The following is a 24,707-nucleotide window of genomic DNA, read 5'->3' as shown; positions in this document are numbered from 1 at the left end:
CTCCCGCCGAAGCACTCAAGCAACTACTCTCACGACCAACAGAAACAGGTGTTGCAACCACCACCTGAATCCACCCACCGATCTTGTCGCTGATTGCGCTTGCACGGACCCTCCACAGCCTGGAGGCGCGACTCACCTTCCACAGATCGGCGCCGGCGGACCTGCGCTCGCCTCCCCCGCTCCAGGCTGGTCACGTGATCCGCCCCACCTTGGCACCCGCTCTCGTCGCCGGAGCGCTCGTCGCGCTGGGCGGGTGCGACGTCGGGAGCGCCCGGTCCCCCGACCCGCCGGCAGCGGCCCACGCGGCGACGACGATCATCGTCGGGGACGCCGCGGCGCCCTGGGTGTGGCCCACCGGGGTGCGGGTGGTCGAGCGCGGGTGGGAAGCCCCCGCCGACGACTACGCCGCGGGACACCGCGGCATCGACGTGCCGGCGGCCATCGGCACAGCGGCGGTCGCGGTCGATGACGGCATCGTCGCCTTCGCCGGGTCGGTCGCCGGGCGGCCGGTGGTGACGATCGACCACGGCGCGGGGCTCGTGAGCACGCTGGACTCGGTCGCCCCGGTCGTCATGGCCGGCGATTCCGTGCGGCAGGGATCGGTCGTCGGACACGTCGCGGTCGGGCACTGTCCAGCGGGTTCACCGTGCGTGCACCTCGGCGCCCGCGTCGACGATCGGTACGTCGACCCGACGCCGTACCTGCCCGCACCGGAGTGGCCCGTGCTGCTCCCCGAGTCGGCGTGGCCGGGATGACCGCGTTCGCACCCCGCCGTGATCATCGCGCCCGGTCGTGACGGGGCGCGACGTCCGCACCGGGGTGCAACACGGACGAGAACAGCACCGGACAGGGTGACCCCCGGCGGGACGGACGGCGGCTCGCCCGGCGGCCGGACGGTCGCGTCAGGCGCGCGGGTGCGCCGTGCGGTAGACCTCGCGGAGTCGCGCCGAGGAGACGTGCGTGTAGATCTGCGTCGTGCCGAGACTCGCGTGGCCGAGCATCTCCTGCACGGCACGGAGGTCGGCTCCCCCGTCGAGCAGGTGCGTCGCCGCTGTGTGCCGGAAGGTGTGCGGCCCGCTCGGTCCCTCCCCGGGGAACCCCTGCAACAGCCGCGCGACGATGCGGTAGGCGCTCCGGACGCCGAGCCGTCCACCGCGGTCCCCGAGGAAGAGCGCGTCGTGAGCCGGCGTCCCGGAACCCGTGGCCTGAGTCGAGGCCGCAGCGGCCAGGAGCACCGGACGCCCCCGTTCGAGCCAGGCCTCGAGCGCGTCCCTGGCGGGGACCCCGAACGGCACCACACGCTCCTTGCCGCCCTTGCCGAGCACCCGGACGGTCAACCGCGCTCGATCGACGTCGACGAGGTCGATCCCCACGAGCTCGCTGACACGGATCGCCGCCGCGTACAACAGCTCGACGAGCGCCACGTCACGCAGCGCTCCGGGATCGTCCCCCGCTGCCCGGTCGGCCAGCCCGTCGAGGAGCCCTCGGACCTGGTCCTCGGTCACGACCCGTGGGAGATGCGCGGCGCCCTTCGGCGCACGGAGTCGCACACCGGGGTCCACCTCCAGCACGCCGCCCTCGGTCGCCCAGCGGGTGAACGCTCGAACCGACGACGAGCGTCGCGCGATGCTCGACCGCGCGAGCCCCCGCTCGTTCGCGTCCCACAGCCAGTCGCGGAGCACGTCGAGGGTCACCGCGCCGACGGAGTCGATCCCCCGAGCATCGGCGAAGCGGAGGAGGTCCTCGAGGTCGCCCCGGTACGCCCGGACGGTCTGTTCGCTGAGCCCGCGGACGTCTCGCGCCTCCCGCAGGAAGGACGTGACCGCACCACCCAGGGTCCCGCGGTCGCCGTCCATGGCGACCAGCGTAGGCGCGTCCGGAGGCGGCGGCGGGCTGGCGTCGGCGCGTCATGCGACGGTCCAGCCCTCACGCCCGCGGCGCACGAGTCCCTGGAGCTCGGCGAGCGCGAGCGCATCGGACGCCGCGGCCACCGACAGGCCCGATCGACGAGCCGCCTCGAGGTCACCGATCGGCCGTCGCCCGAGCGCGTCGAGCACCCGGACGACGTCGGGGTCCTCGACGGGCGAACGCAACGGAACAGGCTCTTGCGGGTCCGTCCCGGCGTGGAACCCGAGTGCGGCGCGTGCCGGGTCGGAGGGCATGACGGCGAGCTCTGCGCGACGATCTGCGACGAGGCGGTGGCACCCCACCGACGCTGGCGACGAGAACGCCCCCGGGACGGCGAACACGGGGCGTCCGAGCTGTGCGGCGTGGTTCGCCGTGTTGAGCGCACCGGACCGTGCCCCGGCCTCGACGACCACGACTGCGTCGCTCAGGGCGGCGATCATCCGGTTGCGGGCGAGGAAACGCCAGCGGGTGGGACGCGTACCAGGGGGCGACTCGGCCAGGAGCATCCCCTGACGACTGACGTTCCGGAGCAGTTCGACGTGCCCGACGGGGTAGAGCTGGTCGATCCCACCGGCGAGCACCGCCACGGTGGGGGCTCCGGCAGCGATCGCCACGCGGTGTGCGACCGCATCGATCCCGTACGCGCCCCCACTGACGATGGCGCACCCGCCATCGGCCGCCGACGACGTGATCTCGGCAGTGGCCTCTGCACCGGCGAGGGTGTTCGCCCTGGCGCCGACGACGGCGAGCGTCGGCCGATCGACGACGGAGGCCGCCCGACCGCGACACCAGAGCACGAGTGGCGCATGGTCGCCGAGGTCCGCGGCGCGCTCGGGCCAGGCCGGATCACCGGGCACCAGCAGCGTCGCGCCCACCGCCTCGGCACGCTCCACCGCGCAAGCGACATCGGTGCGGTCGAGTCGCGGCCCCCACCGCCGCAGTCCGGCGTCGACCGTCGCCTGCAGGCCGAGGAGTTCGTCGGCAGCGACGGCGCCGGCGCACGCACGGACCACCGCACCGCCGCGGCCGGACGCCTCCGCGAACACGAGTTCCAGCGCACGCGCTGCACCGAGCACCGCCACGAGGGCACCGGCACCGGAGTCGCCGGGTTCTGCCAGGGCACTCCACGCGACCCGCGCGACCACCTCGGCGTCCTCCGTCACCGACGCCACCGGCCGGACGCCGCTGAGGTCCACACCACCGAGCGCGGACGTGCCCGTCACAGCGCGCTCCGGAGTGCCGCCGCTGCGTCGACCTGTCCCCGCGCCGGCCGGTCGACGCCGTCGAGGTCGGCGATCGTCCAGGCCAGGCGCATCACCCGGTCCCAACCGCGCATCGTCAGCGTCCCCAGGTCGAGCGCCCGGTCGAGCACCGTGGTGGAACCCGGCTCGGGCCGACCGTCGCCGCGCAACCAGGAGCCGGGGACCTCGGCGTTCCTGGACCACCCGGTGCCCGCGAGCCGGTTTTCCATCCGCGTCCGGGCCGCGGACACGACCGCCCGGGCCTCCTCGCTGGTCGGCGTCGTGCCGTCGGTCCTCCGCATCTCGGCCGTGGTCATCCGGTGGACGTGCACCCGGATGTCGATCCGGTCGAGCAGCGGCCCGGACATCCGTCCGAGGTACCGACGGACCGTCATCGGGGAGCAGTCGCACGGCGGCCCGCCGAGGTCCGCCCGGGTGCCGGCGTTCCCGCACGGACACGGGTTCGCCGCGAGGACGACCTGGCACCTGGCGGGGAACTCCGCCGCTCCAGCTGCCCGGTGCACCGTGATCTTCCCGGACTCCAACGGTTGCCGCAGGGCGTCGAGTACCGCCCGCGGGAACTCCGGCGCCTCGTCGAGGAAGAGCACACCCCTGGTCGCCCGGGAGACCGCTCCGGGACGGATCGTCCCCGAGCCGCCGCCGATCAGCGCGATCGCCGAGGCCGAGTGGTGCGGCGCCTCCCACGGAGGACGCGTCGTCCAGGAGCGGGCGCCGAGGCCCGCGATCGAGCGGACGGAAGCGACCTCCAGCGCGGCCGGCGGATCGAGGTCGGGCAAGAGCCCCGGCAACCGCTCGGCGAGCATCGTCTTCCCCGCGCCGGGTGGACCGAGCAACAGGACGTGGTGGCCACCGGCGGCGGCGACGAGCATCGCACGGACCCCGACCTCGTTGCCCACGACGTCAGCGAGTTCGGCGGCCGGAGGTGGCAGTGCGGGTGTCGTGTCCGTCATCACCGGCTCGACCTCGACCGGGGGCAGCAGCGCGCCGGCGTCGATCGCGGCGCCACGGAGCGAGTCGACGCCCGTCACCGCGACGTCGGGGACCGCTCGTGCCTCGGCGAGGTTGCCGACGGGCACCACGACCCGATCCGCACCGGCGTCTCGCGCCGCGACGGTCATCGGGATCACGCCGGGGACCGGACGGACCCGCCCGTCGAGGCCGAGCTCCCCGATGTAGACCACGCGGTGTGACACACCCGGCGCCGTGCCGGTGGCGGCGAGGACCGCCATCGCGATCGCGAGGTCGAACCCGGAGCCGCGCTTCGGGATCGCCGCCGGAGTCAGGTTGACCGTGATGCGTCGTGCCGGCAGCGGACACCCGGCGTTCGCCGCCGCCGACCGGACGCGTTCGCGTGCCTCGCCGAGCGACGTGTCCGGGAGCCCGATGATGCTGAACCCGGGGAGCTGACTGGTCAGGTGGGCTTCGACCTCCACCAGCCGCCCGCTGACCCCGAGCAACGCGACCGCTGCGGACCGGCCGATGTCGGTCACGCGATCGCCTCAACGTGCTCGACGACCGCACGGTCCCCCATCACGTGCACCGCGATCGCGTCGAGCCGGATGCGGTGCGCGTGCTCGGTCGGGTGCGCCGAGAACCAGAGCGGCACGAGCAGTCGGAGCCGTGCGAGCTTCTGGGCGGTGAGGGCTTCGAGCGGGTGACCGGTCGAAGCGGTCGCGCGGGTCTTCACCTCGACGAAGACCAGGTCGGTGCCCTTCCGCGCGACGATGTCGAGTTCGCCACGGGCACAGCGCCAATTGCGGTCCACGACGACGTAGCCCCGCTGTTCCAGCCAATCCGCGGCGATGGATTCACCACGCGCTCCCAATGTCCCTGATGTCATGGGGCAAGCGTCGCCACCGCATGCGACCGTCCGACCACGAATCGGAACTCTGTGCAGAGAATGCCACAGCAATCGACCTGTGGAGGAACGACGAAGCCCGCTCGACCGCGATGGTCGACCGGGCTTCGTGGACAGGGACTAGTGCGCCGCTGCGTACGCTTCCTGCACCTGGGTCGAGATACGACCGCGCGAGGAGACCTCGTACCCGTTCTCCTTGGCCCATTCACGGACCTTCGCGAGTTCTTCGGAATTGCCGCGCTTCGGCGCCGACTTCGGGGCACCGGCACCGCCGGTCCGGCGGCCGCTCACCTTGCGCGCGGCGGCGACGTAGTCGGAGATCGCTTCGCGGAACTTGTCGACGTTGTCGTTCGACAGGTCGATCTCGTACGTGGACCCGTCGAATGCGAATTCAACGGTGCGTCCGTCACCCGGGGTGATCGGCGAGTCGTCGAGATCGTCGACGAGCTGGACGGTGACCTTCTGTGCCATTGTGGCCTCCTGGCGCGTGGGGAAAGGAAATCCCCGCCAGAGTAGCGCGAATTCTGCCCACCCGTGAAAAGGACGGCGCGTTTCCCAGCAATTCCGTCGATTTGACGATCACTCGTCGAGTGCGAGTTCCTTCGGCAGTTCGAGTTCACGCGAGGTGAGTTCCTCGACATTGACGTCCTTGAACGTCAGCACCCGCACGGACTTCACGAAACGATCGGACCGGTAGACGTCCCAGACCCAGACGTCGTTCATCGTCAGTTCGAAGTAGAAATCGTGCTCGGTGTCGCGCCGCGCGAGTTCCACCTCGTTCGCCAGGTAGAAACGGCGCTCGGTCTCGACCACGTATCGGAACTGCGACACGACGTCGCGGTACTCACGGTAGAGGGCGAGCTCGACCTCTCGGTCGTAGTCGTCGAATTCGTCGTCATCCATTGCGCCCACAGTCTACGGCCGACGACCCCTCCGGGGACACCAGCGCCGGAGCACTCAGCGGACGAGCCCGTCGACGGACTCCAGCGACTCGAACCCGTCCAGCGCGACGCTCGACGCCGCGTGCAGCCAACTCTTGCGGTGCAGCGGATGCGCTCCGACCGACCGGATCGCCTCGTAGTGCGCCGTGGACCCGTACCCCTTGTTCGATGCCCACGCGTAGTGCGGGGCATCATCGTGCGCCGCCACCATCAGCGCGTCCCGCTCCACCTTCGCCACGATCGACGCCGCCGCGACCGAGGCACAGTCACGGTCGGCCTTGACGCGCACGGTGACGTCGAGCGGCGACGACCCTGCGGGAAGCGCCCGGGACAGCCAGTCGAACGACCCGTCGAGCAGCACGACGGCGCCGTCGAACGACACTCCCGAGTCGGCGAGCGACGAGAGCGCCCGTGCACCCGCGAGCCCCAGCGCCGGCACGATGCCCTGCTCGTCCACGTAGGACGCCGAGGCCATCCCGACGGCGGTCCGCGCCCACCGGGTGACGACCGGCACGAGCTCGGTGCGGCGGGCGGCGGACACGGCCTTCGAGTCCGCGAGGCCCTGGGGCACGCGGCGGACGTCGATCGTCACCGCAGCGGCTCCGACGGCGACGGGGCCCGCGATCGCGCCGCGCCCGACCTCGTCGACGCCGATGACCGTGACCCGGCCGGCAGCGAAGAACGCCTTCTCGACGCGCAACGACGGCCGTACAGCGGTCACCGGTCCTTCTCCTCCACACCCGCGAAGACGTCCGGGTAGTCGTCGAGCCACGTCCAGCGGCTCGTCGGCCACGAGATCACGAACGCGCGCCCCGTGACGTCGGACAACGGCACGAAGCCCTTCGACGGCGTGTCCCCGTTGTACCGGGAGTCCTTCGAGTCGTAGCGGTTGTCGCCCATCACCCAGATGGTGCCCTTGGGCACGGTGACCGAGAAGTCGGTCCCGGACGCACGGGTCTCGCCTGCCGGCAGCTTGAGGTACGGCTCCTTGACCGGGACGCCGTTGACCGTCATCTGTCCGAGGTCGTTGCAGCAGGCGACCTTGTCACCCGGCAGGCCGATCACGCGCTTGATGAGGTGGTCGTCACTGTCGCCGGTGCCGAGACCGACCTGCGTGAGGAGCCAGTCGATCGCCTTCGCCGGCTGCGACTCCGGCGTGACGTTCGGCACCTCGGCGCCGGTCAGCCATCCGCCCGGGTCCTTGAAGACGACGACGTCACCCCGCTTCAGGGAGACCGTGTTCGGAACGAGTTCGTTCACGATCACCCGGTCGTTGATCTGCAGCGTGTTCTCCATCGACGCCGACGGGATGTAGAACGAGCGGATCAGGAACGTCTTCACGAGGAACGAGACGAGGAGCGCTGCGACGAAGATGATGAGCAGGTCGCGGAGGAACGTCAGGACGCCGTTGCGCTGTTTCGTGGAACGCGGCCGACGCCCCTCGGTCTCGGTCGTGTCGGTCATTCCACCCTCGAAGTCATGAAACGGGAAAGCCCCCCGTCGATGCACAACCGTACATCGACGAGGGGCCCGGAACGGCGATCCGCGAGCGGACCGTCGCTGTGAAGGCGATCAGTTGTCGCGCTTCTCCTTGATCTTGCGACGGGCCGCCTTGCCGCGGAGTTCGCGGAGGTAGTACAGCTTCGCGCGACGGACGTCACCGCGGGTGACGACCTCGATGTGGTCGATGATCGGCGAGTGCACCGGGAACCAGCGCTCGACGCCGACCTGGAAGCTGACCTTGCGGACCTTGAAGGTCTCGCCGAGGCCGTGGCCCTGACGGCCGATGACGACACCCTGGAAGACCTGGATACGCGAGCGCGTGCCTTCGATGATGTTGACGTGGACCTTGACGGTGTCGCCCGGGCGGAAGTCCGGGACGTCGGTACGCAGCGACGCTGCGTCGACGGAGTCGAGGAGCTGGCTCATGATTGGGTCACTCTCTGCGGACGCACACGGGTCGCCGCGGATCGGTTTCGGAAAAGAAGTGATGCGTGCCCGGTGTCGGCGACTCCCCCGTGGCAGAGTCCAGCCAGGGCACGGCTATCGATTCTGCCACAGAAGAGCCGAGACACGAAACGCGGCAGGATGGACGCATGATCGAACTCCGCACCCCCGCCGAACTCGACGGGCTCCGGGTCGCCGGCCGTTTCGTCGCCGACGTGCTCGACGAGCTCCTCACCACCGTGGACGTCGGAGTGAACCTGCTCGACCTGGACCGGGTGGCCGCACGGATGATCGCGGAGCGCGGTGCCGTCAGCTGCTACGTCGACTACCACCCGTCGTTCGGCAAGTCCCCGTTCGGCAAGAACCTGTGCACCTCGGTCAACGACGCCGCGCTGCACGGGCTCCCCCACGACTACACGCTGCAGGACGGCGACCTCGTGAGCATGGACTTCGCCGCGAGCGTCGACGGGTGGGTCGCGGACTCCGCCGTGACGGTCCAGGTCGGCACGCAGGACCCCGAGGACCAGCGGCTGATCGACACCGTGGAGCGGGCACTCGTCGCCGGCATCGCGCAGGCGGCGCCCGGCAACAAGCTCGGCGACGTGTCGCACGCCATCGGCGCCGTCGCACACGAGGGCGGCTACGACGTGAACCTCCAGTTCGGCGGCCACGGGGTCGGTCGGACGATGCACGGAGACCCGCACGTCCCGAACGACGGCCGCCCCGGACGCGGACTGAAGCTCCGACCGGGCCTCGTCGTCGCGATCGAGCCCTGGCTCATGCAGGGCACCGACGAGCTCTACCAGGACGACGACGGCTGGACGCTCAAGAGCGTCGACGGCTCGCGTGCTGCGCACGTCGAGCACACCGTCGCGGTCACCGCGGCCGGACCGGAGATCCTGACCCTGCGTCGCGCCCAGCGCGCAGCGTGACCACCTGACCGACGGGAGGCTCGTGGCGGCCTGGCCACGAGCCTCCCGTCCGGTGCGCGTTCTGCCCCATCGCGCCCGCCCTGGAAAGCCGAATCGCGCGTAGGTGGTCGAAAAAATCGACCACCTACGCGCGAATCGACCACCTACGCGCGATTCGGCCTACTCAGCAGACGGGGGCAGCAGGTCCGGCCGGACGCGCCGCGTCCGCTCCACCTGCTGCTCGTGGCGCCACTCGGCGATCCGCCCGTGGTGCCCGCTGAGCAGGACCTCGGGCACGTCCAGGTCGCGCCACGACGCGGGCTTGGTGTACGAGGGGTACTCGAGCAGGCCGTCCTCGTGCGATTCCTCGACCAGGGACTCCGGGTTGCCGACGACGCCGGGGACGAGTCGCCCGACGGCCTCGATCATGGCCATGGCGGCGACCTCGCCTCCGTTCAGGACGTAGTCGCCGAGGGAGAGCTCGACCACCGAACACCGCGACGACGCCCACGAGAACACGCGGGCGTCGATCCCCTCGTACCGCCCGCAGGCGAACACGAGGTGGTCCGAGTCGGCTGCGAGCGACCGGGCGATGGACTGCGTGAACGGCGTGCCGGCCGGTGTCGGGACGACGAGCGTCGACGACCCGTCCGGCCGCAACAGCGCCGAGAGCGCCTGCGCCCACGGCTCCGGCTTCATGACCATCCCGGCACCACCGCCGTACGGGGTGTCGTCGACGGTGCGGTGCCGGTCGGTCGTCCACGCCCGCAGGTCGTGGACGTGCAGGTCGAGCAGTCCGCCCTGCCGTGCCTTGCCGAGGAGCGAGACGTCGAGCACCCCGAAGAACTCCGGGAAGATCGTGACGATGTCGATGCGCACGGGGACTACGAGATCGTCTCGGGGCGCGACGTGTCCTCGGGGTCCTCGAACAGACCCGTCGGCGGCGTGACCGTCACGGTGCCGCCCGCGACGTCCACAGCGGGGACGATCGCGCCGACGAACGGCACGAGCACCTCGCCACGATCGGGGGTGTCGACGGCCAGCAGGTCCTGCGCGGGCAGGTGGTCGACGCGGGCGACCGTCCCGACCTGGACACCGTCGCGCATGACACGCAGGCCGACCAGCTGGTGGTCGTACCAGGCGTCCTCTTCGCCGGTCTCCTCGGAGGGGTCCTGATCGACCCAGAGGATGGCTCGTGCGAGGGTCTCGGCGGCGTCGCGGTCGGCGATCCCGGTGAAGAACGCCACCGGGTGGCCGTTGTACCAGCGGAGCTCGTCGATGGCGATGGTCTTGCCCGACCAGGGAGAGTCCTCGGGGACCTGGAGCGTGAAGACCGCTCCGCGCGTGAACCGACGATCCGGGTCGTCGGTGTAGAGCTCGAGCTTGAGACCGCCTTTGAGCCCGTGCGCCTTGGTGATGCGACCCACCCGGAGCTGGGTCGCCTCGTCAGGAATCGGTGTCGACCACGTCGACCCGCACCCGCTTGCCATCGGCGAGAGCCGTGACGAGGGTGCGGAGCGCCTTGGCGGTCCGACCGGCGCGTCCGATCACGCGGCCGAGGTCCTCGGGGTGCACACGCACCTCGAGGACCTCGCCCCGCGCGGAGGTGGAACTGGCGACGCGCACGTCGTCAGGGTGATCGACGATCCCCTTGACGAGGTGCGTCAGCGCGGATTCGAGCAAGGAATTACGCCTCGGTCGTCTCTGCGGCGTCGTCGGCCGACTCGGTCGGAGCGGCCGGGGCCTTCTTCTCCGACTTCGGCTTGAGAACGGCCTTCTTGGCGGTGTCGACGACGAATGCCTGCTTCGGCTCCGCGACCTTGACCTTGGACTCGGTGTCCTTCTCGCCCTTGAACTTGGCCCAGTCACCGGTGAGCTTCAGCAGCGCGGCGACCTGCTCGGTCGGCTGCGCGCCGACGCCGAGCCAGTACAGCGCACGCTCGGACTCGATCTTGATGACCGAGGGCTCCTCGGTCGGGTGGTACTGACCGATCTCCTCGATGACGCGACCGTCGCGCTTGGTGCGCGAGTCGGCGACGACGACACGGTAGTACGGCGCCCGGATCTTACCGAGACGCTTGAGACGGATCTTGACAGCCACAAATGCTCCTGTTGCGTGTTGTTGTGGTTGAACCGGAACCGCGGGCGTGGGGGCACGCGCGGTGAAAGCTCGGATGAGATCGTGCACCGCTGGATAGAGGGTCGAGCGGACACGATTCGACCGTTCATTCTTGCAGGTTTCCCGGCGAGAAGCGAGTCGGGACGCGCCGTCAGGGTGCGAGTGCGCGGACCGCCTCGAGCGCCTCGGACGTCGCACGCACCGCGTCGACGCTCCGCGCATCGCGCGCACCGCCCACGATCGCGTACGGCACGCCGGCAGCCTGGAGGCCCGGCTCGAGTCCGGCGGCGCCGTCACGGTCCGCGTGCACCGCAGTCTCCTGCCCCGCGCAGACCACGACGGAGTCCGCCCGGATCATCCACTCGGCCCCGTCCTCGTCACGGATCCAGAGCGCACCGGGCTCGATGCGCAGGTACTCCTGGACGCCGCCGACCATCCGGACGCCGGCGTCGCGCAGCCGACCGAGCGCGACCCAGCGGGACGTCAGGCCGACGCCCTGGCCGAACTTGCCCGACCGGCGGAGCACGGTGACCTGATTGCCCGGTCGCAGCGTGCGCGACGCGACCGGCTGGCGCTGCGGCAGATCTCCCAGGACGTCCTGTGCGACCGGGACGTCCCACCGCTCGGCGAAGGACGTCGCACGGACCGCCTCGGACGGTGACTCGGTGAGGAACGCCGCCGTGTCGACGCCGATGCCCCCGCCGCCGATGATCGCGACGGTGCCCGCGGGGACGCCGTCGCGCAGGGCTCGTTCGTACGTCAGGACGTGCGGCAGGTCCGCCCCCGGGATGTCGACGACGCGCGGGACCACACCGGGCGCGAGCACCACGGCGTCGCTGTCCACCAGGTCGGCAGCGGTTGCGGCACGGCCGAGGTGCACGGTCGCACCACGGTCGTCGAGCTCGGCCCGGGCGGCGCGGACGGTCGCGGCGTAGTCCTCCTTCCCGGGGATCAGCGCGGCGAGACCGAACTGTCCGCCCAGTTCCGACGATGCCTCCCAGAGCGTGACGTGGTGGCCCCGGCGGGCTGCGTCCACGGCTGCGGCGAGCCCGGCTGGCCCGCCGCCGACGACGTCCACGCGCTTGGGGTCGGTCGTCGGACGTGCGGGGAACGCGACCTCGCGCGCGGCGCGGGGGTTCACCAGGCACGAGACCGGCTGCCCGACGATCGAACGATCGAGGCACGCCTGGTTGCAGCCGATGCAGGTGTTCACGAGCTCGAAGCGCCCGGCGAGGGAGCGCGACACGAGCTGCGGGTCCGCGAGGAACGGGCGGGCGAGGGCGACGGCGTCGATCAGCCCGGACGCCAGCACGGTCTCGCCGTCGCGGAGGTCCGTCATCCGGTTCGAGGCGATGACCCGGACGTCCGGGTACGCCGACGCGCGGACGACGCCGGCGATCCGGGACGCGTGGGTCAGCCAAGCGCCGTGCGGCACCGCGGCCTGCACGGTCGGGGTCCGGGACTCGTGCCAACCGATGCCGACGGAGATCCCGTCGAGCCCGAGCGGCAGCAGGTCGTGCACCAGGGCGTCGACCTCGTCGTCGGTCGAGGACCCGGGCATCAGGTCGGCGCCGGACAACCGGATCGTCACCGCGATGTCCGGCACCGCTGCACGCACTGCCTGCACGACCGCGACCGGGAAGCGCCGGCGTGCCGCTGCCGAACCGCCCCACTCGTCGTCCCGCAGGTTCGTGAGCGGCGAGTGGAACTGGTTGATGAGGTAGCCCTCGGACGCCATGATCTCGACGCCGTCGAAGCCGATGTCCTTGGCAGATCGGGCGGCCGCGGCGAAGTCGGCGATCGTCCGCTCGATGTCCGCCGCCGTCATCGCCTCGGGAACGACCCCACGTGCTGCGGCCCAGGGCAGCGCCGACGGGGCGATCGCCCGCTGCGGCTCGCCGTTCCGGTCGGTCATCCCGCCGACGAGCGCGTACCGCCCGGCGTGGAAGAGCTGCGCGAGGATCGTGCCGCCCGCATCGTGCACGGCGTCGACCGCCACGCGGAACCGCTCGTCGGCACCGTCGACGCCGAACACCGCGAAGTCCGGGCCACCCCGGGCCTCGTCGTTGACCGCGATGCCGCCGGTGATGATGCACGCGGCTCCCCCGGCCGCACGCTCACGGTAGAACGCCGCCATCCCGGCACCGCCGTCGTCGTGCACCTCGAGTCCGGTGTGCATCGACCCCATGACCACCCGGTTGGGCAGGTGCAGCGGGCCGAGCGTCCACGGGGACGCGACGACGGCGAGATCGGGCATGGCGACGGTGCTCATGGCGCTACTCTGCCGGAGGCAGCACGGCGTCCCGCAGCGGCGAGGTCGTATCGGCCCAGTACGGCGGCGCGATGACGGTGAGCCCGCCGTCGACGGACAGCACCTGGCCCGTGATGTACGACGCCTTGTCGGACAGCAGGAAGTCCACCGCGTCGGCCATGTCGTCCGCGGTGCCCGGCCGCTGCAGCGGGAGCTTCTCGTAGACGGTCTCGATCGGCGCCTGGCCGGGGACCTTCGTGTAGAAGTACTCGAGCGAGTCGGTGTCGATGAGGCCGCCGTTGACCGCGTTCACGGTGATCTGGCGCGGGCCGAACTCGACCGCCATGTACTTCATGTAGGACTCGCTCATCGCCTTCGCGGCACCGAGCGCGGCGTAGGTCGGGAACGCACGGAGCGAGCCGTACGAGGTGACGACGACGATGCGGCCGCCCTTGTCCATGAGCTGCGCGGCGCGCTGGGCACCGAGGACGAACGAGCGGGCGTTCGTCGCGTAGCTGCGGTCCAGGTGGTGGAGCTTCAGGTCGGCGACCGGCTTGAAGGCGCTGGCCGCGGCGTTCGCGACGAAGTAGTCGAGCCGTCCGTACGTGTCGCGCACCAGGTCGAACAGGGCGTCGATCGACTCGGGCTGCTCGATGTCGACCTGCGCGGTGATGCCGTCGCCGCCGGCCGCCTTGACGTCGGCGAGCGATTCCTCGGCCAGGTCGGCGTTGCCCTTGTACGTCACGACGACGGTCGCGCCGCGCTGGCCGAGCTTCTGCGCGAGCAGCCGGCCGATGCCGCGGGAGGCTCCGGTGATGAGCGCGATGGGTGCGGTGCTGTCGGTCACTTCAGTCCTTTGCGTTGCGTGAGCAGGATACGGACGGGAGGCTCGTGGCGGGGCCGCCACGAGCCTCCCGTCGGTTGCGTGGTGCGGCTAGAACCCGGCCTGGCCGGTCACGACGGCGCGGCCGACGACCAGCTTCTGGATCTCGTTGGTGCCCTCTTCGAACCGCTGCGCACGGGCGTCACGGTAGACGCGCTCGATGGCGTTGCGCTTCCAGTAGCCCTGGCCGCCGTGCACCTGGAGCGCCTTGTCGGTGACGCGGGCGAGCATGTCGACCGCGATCATCTTCGATGCGCTGGAGAGCGTGCCGGCGTCGGGACGGCCTTCCTCGTACGCGCGGGCTGCCTCGAGCACGAGGGCCCGTGCCGCGGCGATGTCGGCGTAGTTCTCGGCGATGTAGAACTGGATCGCCTGGCGGGTGGAGAGCTTCTTGCCGAAGGTCTCGCGCTCGTTGGCGTACTCGACGGCGAGCTCGTTCGCACGCTCGGCGAGGCCCACGGCGCTCATCGCGACCGACACGCGGCTCGGCAGCAGGAAGCCACCGAGTGCCACCTCCAGCCCCTGGCCCTCTTCGCCGAGCAGCGCGCTCGCGGGGATCGGGGTGTCGGTGAAGCGGAGGATCGCGTGGTCCGTGCCGCGGATGCCCATGGTGTCCGAGTCGTCGATCACCTCGGCGCCCGGGAGCCCGGTGTTCGGCATGAGGAACGCGACGGTGCCGTCCTGACCCGTGGTGCCCTCGAGGCGCGCCGCGATGAGCCAGTAGTCGCACTTCACGCCGAACGTGATGAGGTGCTTCTCGCCGTTCATCACGTAGGTGTCGCCCTCGCGACGGACGGTGGTGCGGATGTCGGCGCCGGTACCGGCGGTGGCCTCGGTCAGCGTGAACGCGACGAGCTTGTCACCGGCGACGGACGGCTTGACGACCTGCTCGATCTGCTCCGGGGTCGCGTACGGCTGCATCGCCCGCCAGGTGCCGTTGATGACGTGCACGAGCATGCGGATCGACGCGTGCGAACGCGACACGATCTCCATGATCTCGAGGTAGCGGGCAAACGGGATGGCCCGCCCGCCGAGCTCGGTCGGCGCCGCGAGGGACAGCCAGCCCTTGTCCTTGAGCTCCTGGAAGAGCTCAGGGCTCACCTGGCCGGTGCGCTCGATCTCGTTCGCCCAGTCCTCGCCGCGGCCGCGGACCCACTCGGTGACCTCGGCCTTGAGCTGCTGGAACTCGGCCTCGTTGAACGTGGTCATCTCGGTTACTTCTCCTTCGTCGCGACGAGCGCGGCAGCCTGCTCGCGCAGGACGTTCTTCTGGACCTTGCCGACCGCGTTGCGCGGCAGCTCGGCGATGTACTCGAGCCGCTCCGGCCAGTAGTACTTGGACACGCCGGACTTCTCGAGGTACTGCTGCATCGTCCGGAAGTCGAGGGGTTCACCCTGACGAGCGGACACGACGAACGCGCAGGCGCGCTCCCCGAGGCGCTCGTCGGGCATCGCGACGATGGCGACGTCGGTGACGAGCGGGTGCTGGTAGAGCAGGTTCTCGATCTCGACGACCGGGATCTTCTCGCCACCGCGGTTGATGACGTCCTTGACGCGGCCGGTGATCGACAGGAAGCCCTTCGCGGACACCTTCGCGAGGTCGCCGGTCTTGTACCAGCCGTCCTCGGTGAAGACGTCGTCGGTCAGGTCGGGGCGGTCGAGGTACCCGTCGAACATCGTCGGCGAGTGCAGCTCGTAGTTGCCCTCGGTGTCGGCCGGCAGCTCGTTGCCCTCGTCGTCGACGATGCGGATCTTGATGCCGGGCAGCGCGCGGCCGTCGTGTCCGTAGGCGTCCGCCGGGTCGTCGGACGGGCTCGACAGCGCACCGAGGCACGTCTCGCTCGTGCCGAACGCCCCGAGGATCGCGGTGCCGAGCACGGTGCTGGCCCGCTGGGCGAGGGCACGGGGAACGGCGGCACCGGTCGGGACGAAGATGCGGAGGGCCTCGGGCTGGGGTGCACCCGCCTCGACCAGGTCGACCAGGTCGGTCAGGAACGGCGTCGCGCACTGCACGAAGGTCGCTCCGGCCGCACCGAAGGCCTGCTCGAGCGCGACGGTGCCGTCCCACACCGGCTGGATGACCTGCGGGGCACCGAGCCGGAACGCCAGCAGCATGCCGTAGAGGAAGCCGGTCTGGTGTGCGAGCGGCGACGGGATGTAGATCCGGTCCTCGCTCGTCAGCCCGGACTGCGCGACGTGCATCGCGGTGGCGAGGCCGAGCGTGCGGTGCGGGTGCTGCACGCCCTTCGGCTCGCCGGTGGTGCCCGACGTGAAGAGCAGCTGGCAGATGTCGTCCGGCGTCGGCGCGTGCGAGCGGATCTGATCGACGTCGACCTGGACGCTCTCGAGCGCGGTGTCGAAGTAGCGCCAGTTCCACTCGCTCGCCGCCACGCGCTCGGCGGCGTCGGCGGGCAGCGGTGCCTGATTCGTCGGGGTGTCGCCCTGACCGCGCGCTTCCGAACGGATGACGATGACGTGCTCGACCGAGAGCCGACGCTTCTGCGCCTTCGCCTCGTCGACGACGTCGAGGAGCTCGAGCGCCGGGCGACGCTTGCGGAACACGTTCGGCAGGAACACGACGCGGGCACGGGAGCGCGCCAGGGTCATCGTGGTCTCACGCGGGCCGAACACCGGCATGATCGGCGTGGCGACGGCACCCATCTGGATCGCCCCGAGGGTAATCGACACGAACTCGCGCCAGTTCGGGAGCTGCATGGCGACGGACTCGCCACGGCGCACGCCGAGCTCGAGGAGCAGCGCGGAGACCTTGTCCGCCTCGTCCTGGAGTTCCTTCCACGTCGTGTTCACGGGTTCGGGGCCGCCGACCTCGATCACGGCGAGACCGTCCGGGTCGGTCTCGGACAGCGTCCGGACCTTCTCGGAGAGCACGAGCGGGTCGGCGTCGACGCCGGTGAGCTCCGGCAGGTCAGCGGCACGGGCCGTGGCCTCGGTGTCCTCGCCGAGGTCGGTCTGCTGGTCGGCCACCCGGGTGCGCTCGGCCTGGTCCGCGCGGTCGTCGGCGGCGGCCTTCGCGGCGAGCGCGTCGCCGACCTCCATCTCGAGGCCGACGGAGTTCATCGCCTCGAGGAACGTCGGGTAGGAGATCCGGTACGCCCGCGGGTAGGTGAGGGCGGAGACCCCGTCGGCCTTCGACGCGGCGACCGCGAGCGACATGAGCACGCGGTGGTCGTTGAACGACGACATCGACGCGCCGTGCAGCTCACCTGCGCCCACTCCGGTCACGCGGAGTTCGTCGGCGCCCTGCTCGGCACGGCCGCCCATCCGGTTCAGCTGCAGCATGGCGGCGACGCGGTCGGACTCCTTCAGCCGGATGTGCGCCACGTTCCAGAGCCGGGTCGTGCCCTCGGCGAAGGTCGCCATGGTGGACAGGATCGGCAGGAGGTCCGGGATCGGCTGGCAGTCGATGTCGAGGGGCTGCAGCGGGGAGCCGTCGTGCTCGATCCGCACGAAGCCGGTCTCCTCGTCGATGCGCATCGGGACGCCCATCGCCGTCGCGAGGTCGAGGAACTCGCTCTCCGGGTGATCGGTGTCCGCGGTGGTGAACGAGGTCATGCCGCGGAGCAGCACGTTGGACTCGCGGATGCCGGCAGCGGCGATGCCGAAGGCGGCGGACCCGATGTCCGGCGGGATGACGTAGTCGTGCGGGGTCGCCTGCTGGTTCGCCGGGATCCGGTACTCGAGCCAGTCGTCGGAGACCTCGACCCGCAGGCCGAACTGGCGCATCATGCGCACGGTGAGCTCCACGTACGGCTGCTCGTTGAGGCGGCCGCCCGTGATGTGGATGCGTGTCTCCTCTTCCGCGAACGGCGCGACGAGGAGCAGGCCGGAGATCCACTGCGAGAGCGTGCCCGCGATCGTGACGTCGCCGCCGCGCGGGCGCTTCGGCTGGACGGTGACCGGCGGGCAGTCGTTCGTCGCCTCGAGCTCGACGCCCATCTGGGTCAGCGAGGTCAGCAGCGCCTTGATCGGTCGGCGCTGGAAGTACTTCATCCCGGACAGCGTCATCGGCTTGTCCGCGAGGGATGCCAGTCCGGTCATGAAGTAGAGCGTCGTGCCCGACGAACCCATGTTCAGGACACCGTCGGCACCGCGCGACCCGTGGTCGACGACGTCGGTCGCTTCGTACCGCCCGCCGAGTCCAGTGACGTGGTACTCGTTCCCGCGGCGCTTGATGTCGACGCCGAGGGCACGGAGCGTGCCGACGGTCCACTCGACCTGCCGTGTCGTGCTGATCCCGGAGACGATGCTCGTCCCCTTCGCCAGCGACGCGAGGACCAGCGCGCGGTGCGCGTGGTACTTCGAGACGGGGATGTCGAGCTCTCCGATGAGCGGGGCAGAAGTACCTCGTACGACCAGCTGCATGCGTTCCTCTTCCCTGTTGAGCGCTTCTACGGTAGTCCTGATGGGTAACTCCTGAGAAATGCAGTCCGCACGACCGGACTGCCCGATCCTTGTGCGTGTCCGACAAGGATCCGGGCAGGATGTTCAGCATGGACATCCGCTTCACCGAGTCCCCGGCATCGACCATCGGCGTCGAGTGGGAACTCCCGCTGGTCGACCGCGACACGGGCGACCTGACCCCACGAGCCCCTGCGGTCATCGCCGCCGTCCGCGAGCGGCTCGGCTCGCACGAACAGGTCACCGAGGAACTCCTGACCAACACGGTCGAGGTCGTCACGGGCGTCCACCACACCGTCGGCGGCGCGACGGACGAGCTCTCCGGCATCATCGGCGAGGTCATCGACGCCGCCGAACCACTCGACGCGCAGGTCATGTGCTCCGGGACGCATCCGTTCGCGGTGTGGGACCAGCAGGAGATCACCCCGGACAGCGAGCACTACACGACGCTCATCGACCGGACCAGGTGGTGGGGACGCCAGATGCTGATCTGGGGCGTGCACGTGCACGTCGGCATCGACCACCGCGACAAGGCGCTCCCGATCCTCGGTGCCATGCTCGCCTACGTCCCGCACGTGCAGGCGTTCACCGCGTCGAGTCCGTTCTGGGCCGGCACCGACACGGGCTACGCGTCGAACCGGGCCCTGATGTTCCAGCAGCTCCCGACCGGCGGGCTCCCGCCGCAGCTCGGCGCGTGGGCGAACTTCGAGGAGGTCGTCGGCGACCTGACGCACACCGGCGTCATCGAGGACGTCAAGGACCTGCGCTGGGACATCCGGCCGTCACCGCAGTGGGGCACGCTCGAGAACCGGGTCTCCGACGGCATCTCGACCCTGCACGAGGTCGGTGCCGTCACCGCGCTCGTGCAGTGCCTGGTCACCGCGTGCTCCGACCGACTCGACGCCGGCGAGACCCTGCCGACGATGCAGCCGTGGTTCATCCGCGAGAACAAGTGGCGCGCGGCCCGCTACGGCATGGAGGCGGAGATCATCACGAACGCCGCCGGCGACGAACGGCTCGTCACGGACGAGGTGCACGACCTCGTCGAGCGCCTGGACCCGATCGCGGAGCGGCTCGGCTGCCAGGAGCAACTGCACCACCTCGACACGATGATCGAGCGTGGCGCGTCGTACCAGCGGCAGCTCCAGGTGGCGCAGGAGCACGACGGCGACCTGCGCGCGGTCGTCCGCCACCTGGTCGCGGAGTTGCGCGACTCCCTCTAGCCACGGGCCGAAGCGCGCGTGGAGAGCCGTTCCGCGCGTAGGAGGCCGTTCCGCGCGTAGGAGACCGATTCGCGCGTAGGAGGCCGTTCGTTCCGTCCTCATACGCGCGTTTCGGCTTCCCACTGCGGGCGCGATGGGCAGGAACGTACGCACAGACGGACGGGAGGCCCGGTGCCAGCTGGCACCGGGCCTCCCGTCCGCCTGGGGGTCGCGACTAGCGACCCAGGAACTTCTGCAGGCTCGCCAGCTCTTCCTCGGTGGGCGCCTTGCCGTTCTTGCCGCCGCCGAGTCCGAGGCCGGAGCCCTTCGGCGCCTGCTGCGGCGCGGCCGCCGCACCGGCGGCGAGGGCCGCACGCTTCGCGGGGTTGCCGACCTTCTTCTTCTTGCCGCCACCCTGCTGCTGCTTCTTGCCGCCGTGCATCCCGGGGATCGGCCCCATGCCGGGCATCTGCGGGACGCCACCACGGGCGACGGTCTTCATCATCTTGGCCGCCTGCTCGAAGCGGTTCACGAGCTGGTTGACCTCAGTCACCGTGGAGCCGGCACCGCGGGCGATGCGGAGACGACGCGAGCCGTTCAGGAGCTTCGGGAGCTCGCGCTCCTGCGGGGTCATCGACTGGATGATCGCCTCGGTGCGGACGATCTCGCGCTCGTCGAAGTTGTCGAGCGCCTCGCGCATGCCCTTGGCGCCGGGGAGCATGCCGAGCATGCCCTTGATCGAGCCCGCCTTGCGGAGCTGCTGCATCTGCTGCAGGAAGTCGTTCAGCGTGAAGCTGTCCGTCGCGATCTTGTCCGCGACCTTGCGGGCCTCTTCCTCGTCGAACGCGCCCTGGGCCTGCTCGATGAGGGACAGGATGTCGCCGAGGTCGAGGATGCGGCTCGCCATGCGGTCCGGGTGGAACGGCTCGAAGTCGTCGAGCGACTCACCCGTCGACGCGAACATGATGGGGCGACCGGTGACGCTGGCGACCGACAGGGCAGCACCACCGCGAGCGTCGCCGTCGAGCTTCGACAGCACGACACCCGTGAAGTCGACGCCTTCCTGGAACGCGCGGGCGGTCGTGACGGCGTCCTGACCGATCATCGCGTCGATGACGAAGAGGACCTCGTCCGGGTCGACGGCCTTGCGGATGTTCGCGGCCTGCTTCATGAGCTCGGCGTCGACACCCAGTCGACCGGCGGTGTCCACGATGACGGTGTCGTACTGCTGGTCGACCGCGGCCTTGATGGCGTTCTTCGCGACCTTGACCGGGTCCCCGACGCCGTTGCCGGGCTCGGGGGCGAAGACGTGCACGCCGGCCTGCTCGCCGACGACCTGGAGCTGCTGCACGGCGTTCGGACGCTGGAGGTCCGCCGCGACGAGCATCGGCGTGTGGCCGTCCTTCTTGAGCCACTTGCCGAGCTTGCCCGCGAGGGTGGTCTTCCCGGCACCCTGCAGACCCGCGAGCATGATGACCGTCGGCGGCTTCTTCGCGAACTCGAGCCGGCGCTGCTGTCCACCGAGGATGCCGACGAGTTCCTCGTTGACGATCTGGACGACCTGCTGCGCCGGGTTCAGCGCACGGTTGACCTCGTCGGAGAGGGCCCGCTCGCGAACCGATGCGGTGAACGCCTTGACGACCTCGAGCGCGACGTCCGCGTCGAGGAGGGCCCGGCGGATCTCGCGGACGGTGCCGTCCACGTCCGACGGGGAGAGCCGTCCCTTCGTCCGCAGGTTGCGGAAGGTCTCGGTCAGCCGATCAGAGAGGGATCCGAATTGCGCCATGATCCGACGATTCTACAGGCCCCGCCGTGGCGTTCCCGCGGCCCGCATCGAGGGAACAGAAAACGTCGGGTCGAGCGCGACCACCCGACGTTTTCTGCTCCCTCGATTCGCCGGCGGGACGCGGGAGGGGTGGGGGTGGGGGTGGGGGAGGGGGTGAGGGTGGGACGGCGGACAACAGCTTCCACGTTGTTGGACGGCGTCCAGAAACGTCGTACGCTCGGAGCATGCCGGAACTCGAGGTCGTCCGTCCGCCCGGCCTGCTCGACTACGCCGAGGGGCTCGCACTGCAGCGAGCACTCCACACCGACGTCGTCGCAGGCCGCTCCCCCGGGGCCCTCGTCATCTGCGAGCACCCCTCCGTGTACACGGCCGGTCGACGCACCGAGGCATCGGACCTGCCGACGGACGGCTCCCCCGTGGTCGAGGTCGATCGGGGCGGACGCATCACCTGGCACGGCCCTGGACAGCTCGTCGCCTACCCGATCGTCCGGCTCGCCGAGCCCCTCGACGTCGTGGCGTGGGTGCGCGACCTCGAGCAGGTCATCATCGACACCGCGGCCACCGTCGGGGTCGCCGCGGAACGGGTCGACGGCCGAAGCGGCGCCTGGGTCCGGAACCCGAGCGGCACGTTCGACAAGGTCGGCGCGATCGGCCTGCACGTCGCCGAGGGCGTCACGAGCCACGGCATCGCGATCAACTGCGGCAACACACTCGACGCCTACGCCGCGATCGTGCCGTGCGGGATCGCCGACGCCGGCGTGACCACCCTCAGCGCGGCGGCAGCGCGCCCCGTGACCGTCGCCGACCTCGCCGACACCGTCGCGCATCGCGTCCAGGACGCGTTCGACGGCATGCACACCGGCGCACGCATCAGTACGAACGAACGGATCCCCGCATGACCCTCGCTCCAGAAGGCCGCCGCATGCTCCGCGTCGAGGCCAGGAACGCCGAGACACCGATCGAGACGAAGCCCGCGTGGATCAAGACCCGCGCGACCCAGGGCCCGGAGTTCAAGGAGGTCTCCGCCCTGGTGAAGTCCGAGCAGCTCCACACCGTCTGCCAGGAGGCCGGCTGCCCGAACATCTTCGAGTGCTGGGAGGACCGCGAGGCGACGTTCCTCATCGGCGGCGCCCAGTGCACCCGCCGGTGCGACTTCTGCCAGATCGACACCGGCAAGCCCGAGCCGCTCGACCGCGACGAGCCCCGACGCGTCGCGGACTCCGTCGCGAGCATGGGCCTCCGCTACGCCACCGTCACCGGTGTGGCCCGCGACGACCTGGACGACGGCGGGGCCTGGCTCTACGCCGAGACCATCCGGGCGATCCACGAGCACTCCCCCGGCACCGGCGTCGAGATCCTCGTGCCGGACTTCAACGGCCGCCCGGACCAGCTCGGACAGGTGTTCGACGCCCGCCCCGAGGTCTTCGCCCACAACGTCGAGACCGTCCCCCGCATCTTCAAGCGCATCCGTCCGGCCTTCCGGTTCGAACGGTCGCTCGACGTGATCACGCAGGGGCGCGACGCAGGGCTCGTGACGAAGTCGAACCTCATCCTCGGCATGGGCGAGGAACGTGCCGAGATCGAGGACGCCCTCCAGCAGCTGTACGACGCCGGCACGGACATCATCACGCTGACGCAGTACCTCCGCCCGTCGCCCCGGCACCTGCCGGTCGCGAGGTGGGTCAAGCCGGAGGAGTTCGTCGAGCTCCGCGAACTCGCCGAGGACATGGGCTTCGCGGGGGTCCTCGCCGGACCGCTGGTGCGGTCCTCGTACCGTGCCGGACGGCTCTGGGCCCGCGCGACCGTCGCGCGCGGCGGCACGGTGCCGGCGCACCTCGCGCATCTGGTCGATGCCCCGGTGGGCCGCCAGGCGGTCTAGGACGAGCCACAGACAGACGGGAGGCACGGTGCCAGCTGGCACCGTGCCTCCCGTCCGCGTGGTGCCCGTTCCGGGCACACTGCTTGCTACGCGCGACCGCGGATGCTCCGCAGCAGCCAGCCGATGACGGCGAGGATGATGAGGACGATGCCGACCCAGAGCAGGAACTTCAGGGCACCGACGAAGATGCCGCTGAAGAGCAGGACGAGGCCGACGACGATCGCGATGATCAGGAGTGCGGGCATGTGAGGGCTCCTTCCGTGTACCTGGACGATCCCTGTACTGCCGAGACGGTACCCGGAATCAGCCGACGAGGTTCTGCACGAACACGTGCGGGGTGAAGCCGGTCAGGTCGTTGATGCCCTCGCCCTGCCCGATGAGCTTGATCGGGATGCCCGTCTTCTCCTGCACGCTCAGCACGAAGCCGGCCTTCGCGGAGCCGTCGAGCTTCGTGATGACGAGCCCGGTGACGCCCGCGCCCTCGATGAAGGCCTGCGCCTGCGCGAGGCCGTTCTGCCCGGTCGTCGCGTCGAGCACCAGCAGGACCTCGGCGATCTCGGTCTGCTTCTCGACGACGCGCTTGATCTTGCCGAGCTCGTCCATCAGCCCGGCCTTGGTGTGCAGACGACCGGCGGTGTCGATGACGACGATCTCGGTGCCGTCCCGCATCGCCTTCTCGACCGTCTGGTACGCCACCGACGCCGGGTCCTGCCCGGGCTGTGCCGGGCGGACGACGTCGACCCCGGCGCGCTGGGCCCACGTGGCGACCTGCTCGACCGCGGCCGCGCGGAAGGTGTCCGCCGCGCCGACGAGCACCGTGCGGTCGTAGGTCTTCAGGAACTTGGCGAACTTGCCGATCGTGGTCGTCTTGCCGACGCCGTTCACGCCGACGACCAGGACCACCGCGGGACGCGCGCTGAGCTTCAGTGTGGTGTCGAGCTTCGAGAGCCGTTCCTCGAGCACCTCGCGGAGCATGCGCTGCAGGTCGGCGGGGTCGGTCGTGCCGTAGCGGTCGACGCGGGCGTGCAGGTCCTCGATGATCGCCTCGGAGATGTCCGGGCCGAAGTCAGCGCCGATCAGGGCCGTCTCGAGGTCGTCCCATGTCGTCTCGTCGATGGTCTTCCGCTGGAAGAGCCCGCGCAGCCGGGAGGACAGTGACCAGGAACTCGCCATGTTCCCAGCTTAGGGCGCGGCGGCTGATGCCGGTCCCCGGTATGCTCGGCCACACGAAGGGGAGTATTCCTCCTCGGTGACCTCGTCAGTACGGTCCGGGACGATCCGGATCCGGGGCGCCGGTCGTGATCGGTTGCAGCAGATCACGGCGGAAGAGACCTTCAGGCCT

25 protein-coding genes are annotated in these 24,707 nt (G+C 70.5%); 5 read left to right on the top strand and 20 right to left on the bottom strand.

All coding sequences use genetic code 11. From position 1 onward, the window contains the following. Nucleotides 1-194: 194 nt before the first annotated feature. On the top strand, nucleotides 195-755 hold the full coding sequence (locus ACO0E1_RS17070; RefSeq protein WP_422875257.1) for a murein hydrolase activator EnvC family protein: 561 nt from the start codon (nucleotides 195-197) through the stop codon (nucleotides 753-755). A 147-nt stretch (nucleotides 756-902) separates the two neighbouring features. Here ACO0E1_RS17070 and ACO0E1_RS17065 read toward each other — a convergent pair whose 3' ends face one another. The 9 genes from ACO0E1_RS17065 to rplS all read right to left on the bottom strand — a co-directional run bounded on the left by ACO0E1_RS17065 (nucleotide 903) and on the right by rplS (nucleotide 7,898). Beyond that, nucleotides 903-1,856, bottom strand: a complete 954-nt coding sequence (locus ACO0E1_RS17065) for a tyrosine recombinase XerC (RefSeq protein WP_422875256.1) — start codon at nucleotides 1,854-1,856, stop codon at nucleotides 903-905. 51 nt (nucleotides 1,857-1,907) lie between these two features. Then, a complete protein-coding gene (dprA, locus tag ACO0E1_RS17060; RefSeq protein ID WP_422875255.1) occupies nucleotides 1,908-3,131 on the bottom strand; it encodes a DNA-processing protein DprA in 1,224 nt (407 codons plus the stop codon). Continuing rightward, nucleotides 3,128-4,660 carry a YifB family Mg chelatase-like AAA ATPase gene (locus ACO0E1_RS17055; protein WP_422875254.1) on the bottom strand — a complete coding sequence of 511 codons (1,533 nt, stop codon included), beginning with the start codon at nucleotides 4,658-4,660 and terminating at the stop codon, nucleotides 3,128-3,130. Before ACO0E1_RS17055 ends, dprA begins: the two co-directional genes overlap by 4 nt. Next, nucleotides 4,657-5,010 carry a YraN family protein gene (locus ACO0E1_RS17050; RefSeq protein ID WP_422875253.1) on the bottom strand — a complete coding sequence of 118 codons (354 nt, stop codon included), beginning with the start codon at nucleotides 5,008-5,010 and terminating at the stop codon, nucleotides 4,657-4,659. Before ACO0E1_RS17050 ends, ACO0E1_RS17055 begins: the two co-directional genes overlap by 4 nt. 138 nt (nucleotides 5,011-5,148) lie before the next feature. Continuing rightward, nucleotides 5,149-5,499 (bottom strand): histone-like nucleoid-structuring protein Lsr2, encoded by a 351-nt coding sequence (locus ACO0E1_RS17045; RefSeq protein WP_413601687.1) that lies wholly within the window; start codon nucleotides 5,497-5,499, stop codon nucleotides 5,149-5,151. A gap of 108 nt (nucleotides 5,500-5,607) precedes the next feature. Further along, nucleotides 5,608-5,931 carry a DUF2469 family protein gene (locus ACO0E1_RS17040; protein ID WP_070419101.1) on the bottom strand — a complete coding sequence of 108 codons (324 nt, stop codon included), beginning with the start codon at nucleotides 5,929-5,931 and terminating at the stop codon, nucleotides 5,608-5,610. Between the two features lie 54 nt (nucleotides 5,932-5,985). Continuing rightward, the gene (locus tag ACO0E1_RS17035) at nucleotides 5,986-6,690 is read right to left on the bottom strand and encodes a ribonuclease HII (RefSeq protein WP_422875252.1); all 705 of its coding nucleotides are present in this window, start codon (nucleotides 6,688-6,690) and stop codon (nucleotides 5,986-5,988) included. Further along, the gene (gene lepB / locus ACO0E1_RS17030) at nucleotides 6,687-7,433 is read right to left on the bottom strand and encodes a signal peptidase I (RefSeq protein WP_422875251.1); all 747 of its coding nucleotides are present in this window, start codon (nucleotides 7,431-7,433) and stop codon (nucleotides 6,687-6,689) included. Before lepB ends, ACO0E1_RS17035 begins: the two co-directional genes overlap by 4 nt. A gap of 108 nt (nucleotides 7,434-7,541) precedes the next feature. Beyond that, nucleotides 7,542-7,898 (bottom strand): 50S ribosomal protein L19, encoded by a 357-nt coding sequence (gene rplS, locus ACO0E1_RS17025; RefSeq protein WP_144765525.1) that lies wholly within the window; start codon nucleotides 7,896-7,898, stop codon nucleotides 7,542-7,544. A gap of 167 nt (nucleotides 7,899-8,065) precedes the next feature. Here rplS and map point away from each other — a divergent pair, with 167 nt between their 5' ends. Further along, nucleotides 8,066-8,848, top strand: a complete 783-nt coding sequence (map, locus tag ACO0E1_RS17020; protein WP_422875250.1) for a type I methionyl aminopeptidase — start codon at nucleotides 8,066-8,068, stop codon at nucleotides 8,846-8,848. A 159-nt stretch (nucleotides 8,849-9,007) separates the two neighbouring features. On the opposite strand, the gene trmD is transcribed toward map, so the two are convergent. The 8 genes from trmD to aroA form a co-directional block, all read right to left on the bottom strand. Continuing rightward, nucleotides 9,008-9,706: a tRNA (guanosine(37)-N1)-methyltransferase TrmD gene (trmD, locus tag ACO0E1_RS17015; RefSeq protein WP_422875249.1), complete on the bottom strand. Its 699-nt coding sequence runs from the start codon at nucleotides 9,704-9,706 to the stop codon at nucleotides 9,008-9,010. A 5-nt stretch (nucleotides 9,707-9,711) separates the two neighbouring features. Beyond that, nucleotides 9,712-10,317 (bottom strand): ribosome maturation factor RimM, encoded by a 606-nt coding sequence (gene rimM / locus ACO0E1_RS17010; protein WP_402730161.1) that lies wholly within the window; start codon nucleotides 10,315-10,317, stop codon nucleotides 9,712-9,714. Continuing rightward, the gene (locus ACO0E1_RS17005; RefSeq protein ID WP_022905822.1) at nucleotides 10,274-10,510 is read right to left on the bottom strand and encodes an RNA-binding protein; all 237 of its coding nucleotides are present in this window, start codon (nucleotides 10,508-10,510) and stop codon (nucleotides 10,274-10,276) included. Before ACO0E1_RS17005 ends, rimM begins: the two co-directional genes overlap by 44 nt. A gap of 4 nt (nucleotides 10,511-10,514) precedes the next feature. After that, nucleotides 10,515-10,928, bottom strand: coding sequence for a 30S ribosomal protein S16 (gene rpsP / locus ACO0E1_RS17000; RefSeq protein WP_281264870.1), 414 nt, complete (start codon nucleotides 10,926-10,928; stop codon nucleotides 10,515-10,517). 169 nt (nucleotides 10,929-11,097) lie between these two features. Continuing rightward, complete coding sequence (locus ACO0E1_RS16995; protein ID WP_422875248.1) at nucleotides 11,098-13,218, bottom strand: oxidoreductase; 2,121 nt, start codon at nucleotides 13,216-13,218, stop codon at nucleotides 11,098-11,100. Between the two features lie 4 nt (nucleotides 13,219-13,222). Then, the gene (locus tag ACO0E1_RS16990) at nucleotides 13,223-14,044 is read right to left on the bottom strand and encodes an SDR family oxidoreductase (RefSeq protein WP_422875247.1); all 822 of its coding nucleotides are present in this window, start codon (nucleotides 14,042-14,044) and stop codon (nucleotides 13,223-13,225) included. Nucleotides 14,045-14,131: 87 nt separating this feature from the next. After that, on the bottom strand, nucleotides 14,132-15,289 hold the full coding sequence (locus ACO0E1_RS16985) for an acyl-CoA dehydrogenase family protein (RefSeq protein WP_422875246.1): 1,158 nt from the start codon (nucleotides 15,287-15,289) through the stop codon (nucleotides 14,132-14,134). 5 nt (nucleotides 15,290-15,294) lie between these two features. Beyond that, on the bottom strand, nucleotides 15,295-18,462 hold the full coding sequence (aroA, locus tag ACO0E1_RS16980; protein ID WP_422875245.1) for a 3-phosphoshikimate 1-carboxyvinyltransferase: 3,168 nt from the start codon (nucleotides 18,460-18,462) through the stop codon (nucleotides 15,295-15,297). A gap of 119 nt (nucleotides 18,463-18,581) precedes the next feature. On the opposite strand from aroA, the gene ACO0E1_RS16975 reads away from it, so the two are divergent. Next, nucleotides 18,582-19,721 (top strand): glutamate--cysteine ligase, encoded by a 1,140-nt coding sequence (locus tag ACO0E1_RS16975; protein ID WP_422875244.1) that lies wholly within the window; start codon nucleotides 18,582-18,584, stop codon nucleotides 19,719-19,721. A 214-nt stretch (nucleotides 19,722-19,935) separates the two neighbouring features. Here ACO0E1_RS16975 and ffh read toward each other — a convergent pair whose 3' ends face one another. Continuing rightward, nucleotides 19,936-21,486 carry a signal recognition particle protein gene (ffh, locus tag ACO0E1_RS16970; RefSeq protein WP_281264876.1) on the bottom strand — a complete coding sequence of 517 codons (1,551 nt, stop codon included), beginning with the start codon at nucleotides 21,484-21,486 and terminating at the stop codon, nucleotides 19,936-19,938. A 224-nt stretch (nucleotides 21,487-21,710) separates the two neighbouring features. Here ffh and lipB point away from each other — a divergent pair, with 224 nt between their 5' ends. Together lipB and lipA are read left to right on the top strand one after the other, a co-directional pair. After that, entirely contained in the window at nucleotides 21,711-22,385 is a 675-nt protein-coding gene (lipB, locus tag ACO0E1_RS16965) for a lipoyl(octanoyl) transferase LipB (protein ID WP_422875243.1), read from the top strand. Next, a complete protein-coding gene (lipA, locus tag ACO0E1_RS16960) occupies nucleotides 22,382-23,365 on the top strand; it encodes a lipoyl synthase (RefSeq protein ID WP_422875242.1) in 984 nt (327 codons plus the stop codon). The genes lipB and lipA overlap by 4 nt, the downstream gene beginning before the upstream one ends. Nucleotides 23,366-23,451: 86 nt before the next feature. Here lipA and ACO0E1_RS16955 read toward each other — a convergent pair whose 3' ends face one another. Next, on the bottom strand, nucleotides 23,452-23,610 hold the full coding sequence (locus ACO0E1_RS16955; protein WP_281264879.1) for a hypothetical protein: 159 nt from the start codon (nucleotides 23,608-23,610) through the stop codon (nucleotides 23,452-23,454). A gap of 58 nt (nucleotides 23,611-23,668) precedes the next feature. Further along, complete coding sequence (gene ftsY / locus ACO0E1_RS16950) at nucleotides 23,669-24,538, bottom strand: signal recognition particle-docking protein FtsY (RefSeq protein ID WP_422875241.1); 870 nt, start codon at nucleotides 24,536-24,538, stop codon at nucleotides 23,669-23,671. Nucleotides 24,539-24,707: the final 169 nt, after the last annotated feature.

The sequence above is a fragment of the Curtobacterium guangdongense genome, assembly GCF_049341845.1.
GTDB classification, from domain to species: domain Bacteria; phylum Actinomycetota; class Actinomycetes; order Actinomycetales; family Microbacteriaceae; genus Curtobacterium; species Curtobacterium guangdongense.
This window is presented reverse-complemented; position numbering and strand designations above follow the sequence as displayed.

Coding starts and splice junctions, on each gene's coding strand:
- ACO0E1_RS17065 (WP_422875256.1), bottom strand. CDS start 1,856: ATGGACGGCGACCGCGGGACCCTGGGTGGTGCGGTCACGTCCTTCCTG.
- ACO0E1_RS17050 (WP_422875253.1), bottom strand. CDS start 5,010: ATGACATCAGGGACATTGGGAGCGCGTGGTGAATCCATCGCCGCGGAT.
- ACO0E1_RS17045 (WP_413601687.1), bottom strand. CDS start 5,499: ATGGCACAGAAGGTCACCGTCCAGCTCGTCGACGATCTCGACGACTCG.
- ACO0E1_RS17040 (WP_070419101.1), bottom strand. CDS start 5,931: ATGGATGACGACGAATTCGACGACTACGACCGAGAGGTCGAGCTCGCC.
- lepB (WP_422875251.1), bottom strand. CDS start 7,433: ATGACCGACACGACCGAGACCGAGGGGCGTCGGCCGCGTTCCACGAAA.
- rplS (WP_144765525.1), bottom strand. CDS start 7,898: ATGAGCCAGCTCCTCGACTCCGTCGACGCAGCGTCGCTGCGTACCGAC.
- map (WP_422875250.1), top strand. CDS start 8,066: ATGATCGAACTCCGCACCCCCGCCGAACTCGACGGGCTCCGGGTCGCC.
- rimM (WP_402730161.1), bottom strand. CDS start 10,317: ATGGCAAGCGGGTGCGGGTCGACGTGGTCGACACCGATTCCTGACGAG.
- ACO0E1_RS16995 (WP_422875248.1), bottom strand. CDS start 13,218: ATGAGCACCGTCGCCATGCCCGATCTCGCCGTCGTCGCGTCCCCGTGG.
- ACO0E1_RS16985 (WP_422875246.1), bottom strand. CDS start 15,289: ATGACCACGTTCAACGAGGCCGAGTTCCAGCAGCTCAAGGCCGAGGTC.
- aroA (WP_422875245.1), bottom strand. CDS start 18,462: ATGCAGCTGGTCGTACGAGGTACTTCTGCCCCGCTCATCGGAGAGCTC.
- ACO0E1_RS16975 (WP_422875244.1), top strand. CDS start 18,582: ATGTTCAGCATGGACATCCGCTTCACCGAGTCCCCGGCATCGACCATC.
- ffh (WP_281264876.1), bottom strand. CDS start 21,486: ATGGCGCAATTCGGATCCCTCTCTGATCGGCTGACCGAGACCTTCCGC.
- lipB (WP_422875243.1), top strand. CDS start 21,711: ATGCCGGAACTCGAGGTCGTCCGTCCGCCCGGCCTGCTCGACTACGCC.
- lipA (WP_422875242.1), top strand. CDS start 22,382: ATGACCCTCGCTCCAGAAGGCCGCCGCATGCTCCGCGTCGAGGCCAGG.
- ACO0E1_RS16955 (WP_281264879.1), bottom strand. CDS start 23,610: ATGCCCGCACTCCTGATCATCGCGATCGTCGTCGGCCTCGTCCTGCTC.
- ftsY (WP_422875241.1), bottom strand. CDS start 24,538: ATGGCGAGTTCCTGGTCACTGTCCTCCCGGCTGCGCGGGCTCTTCCAG.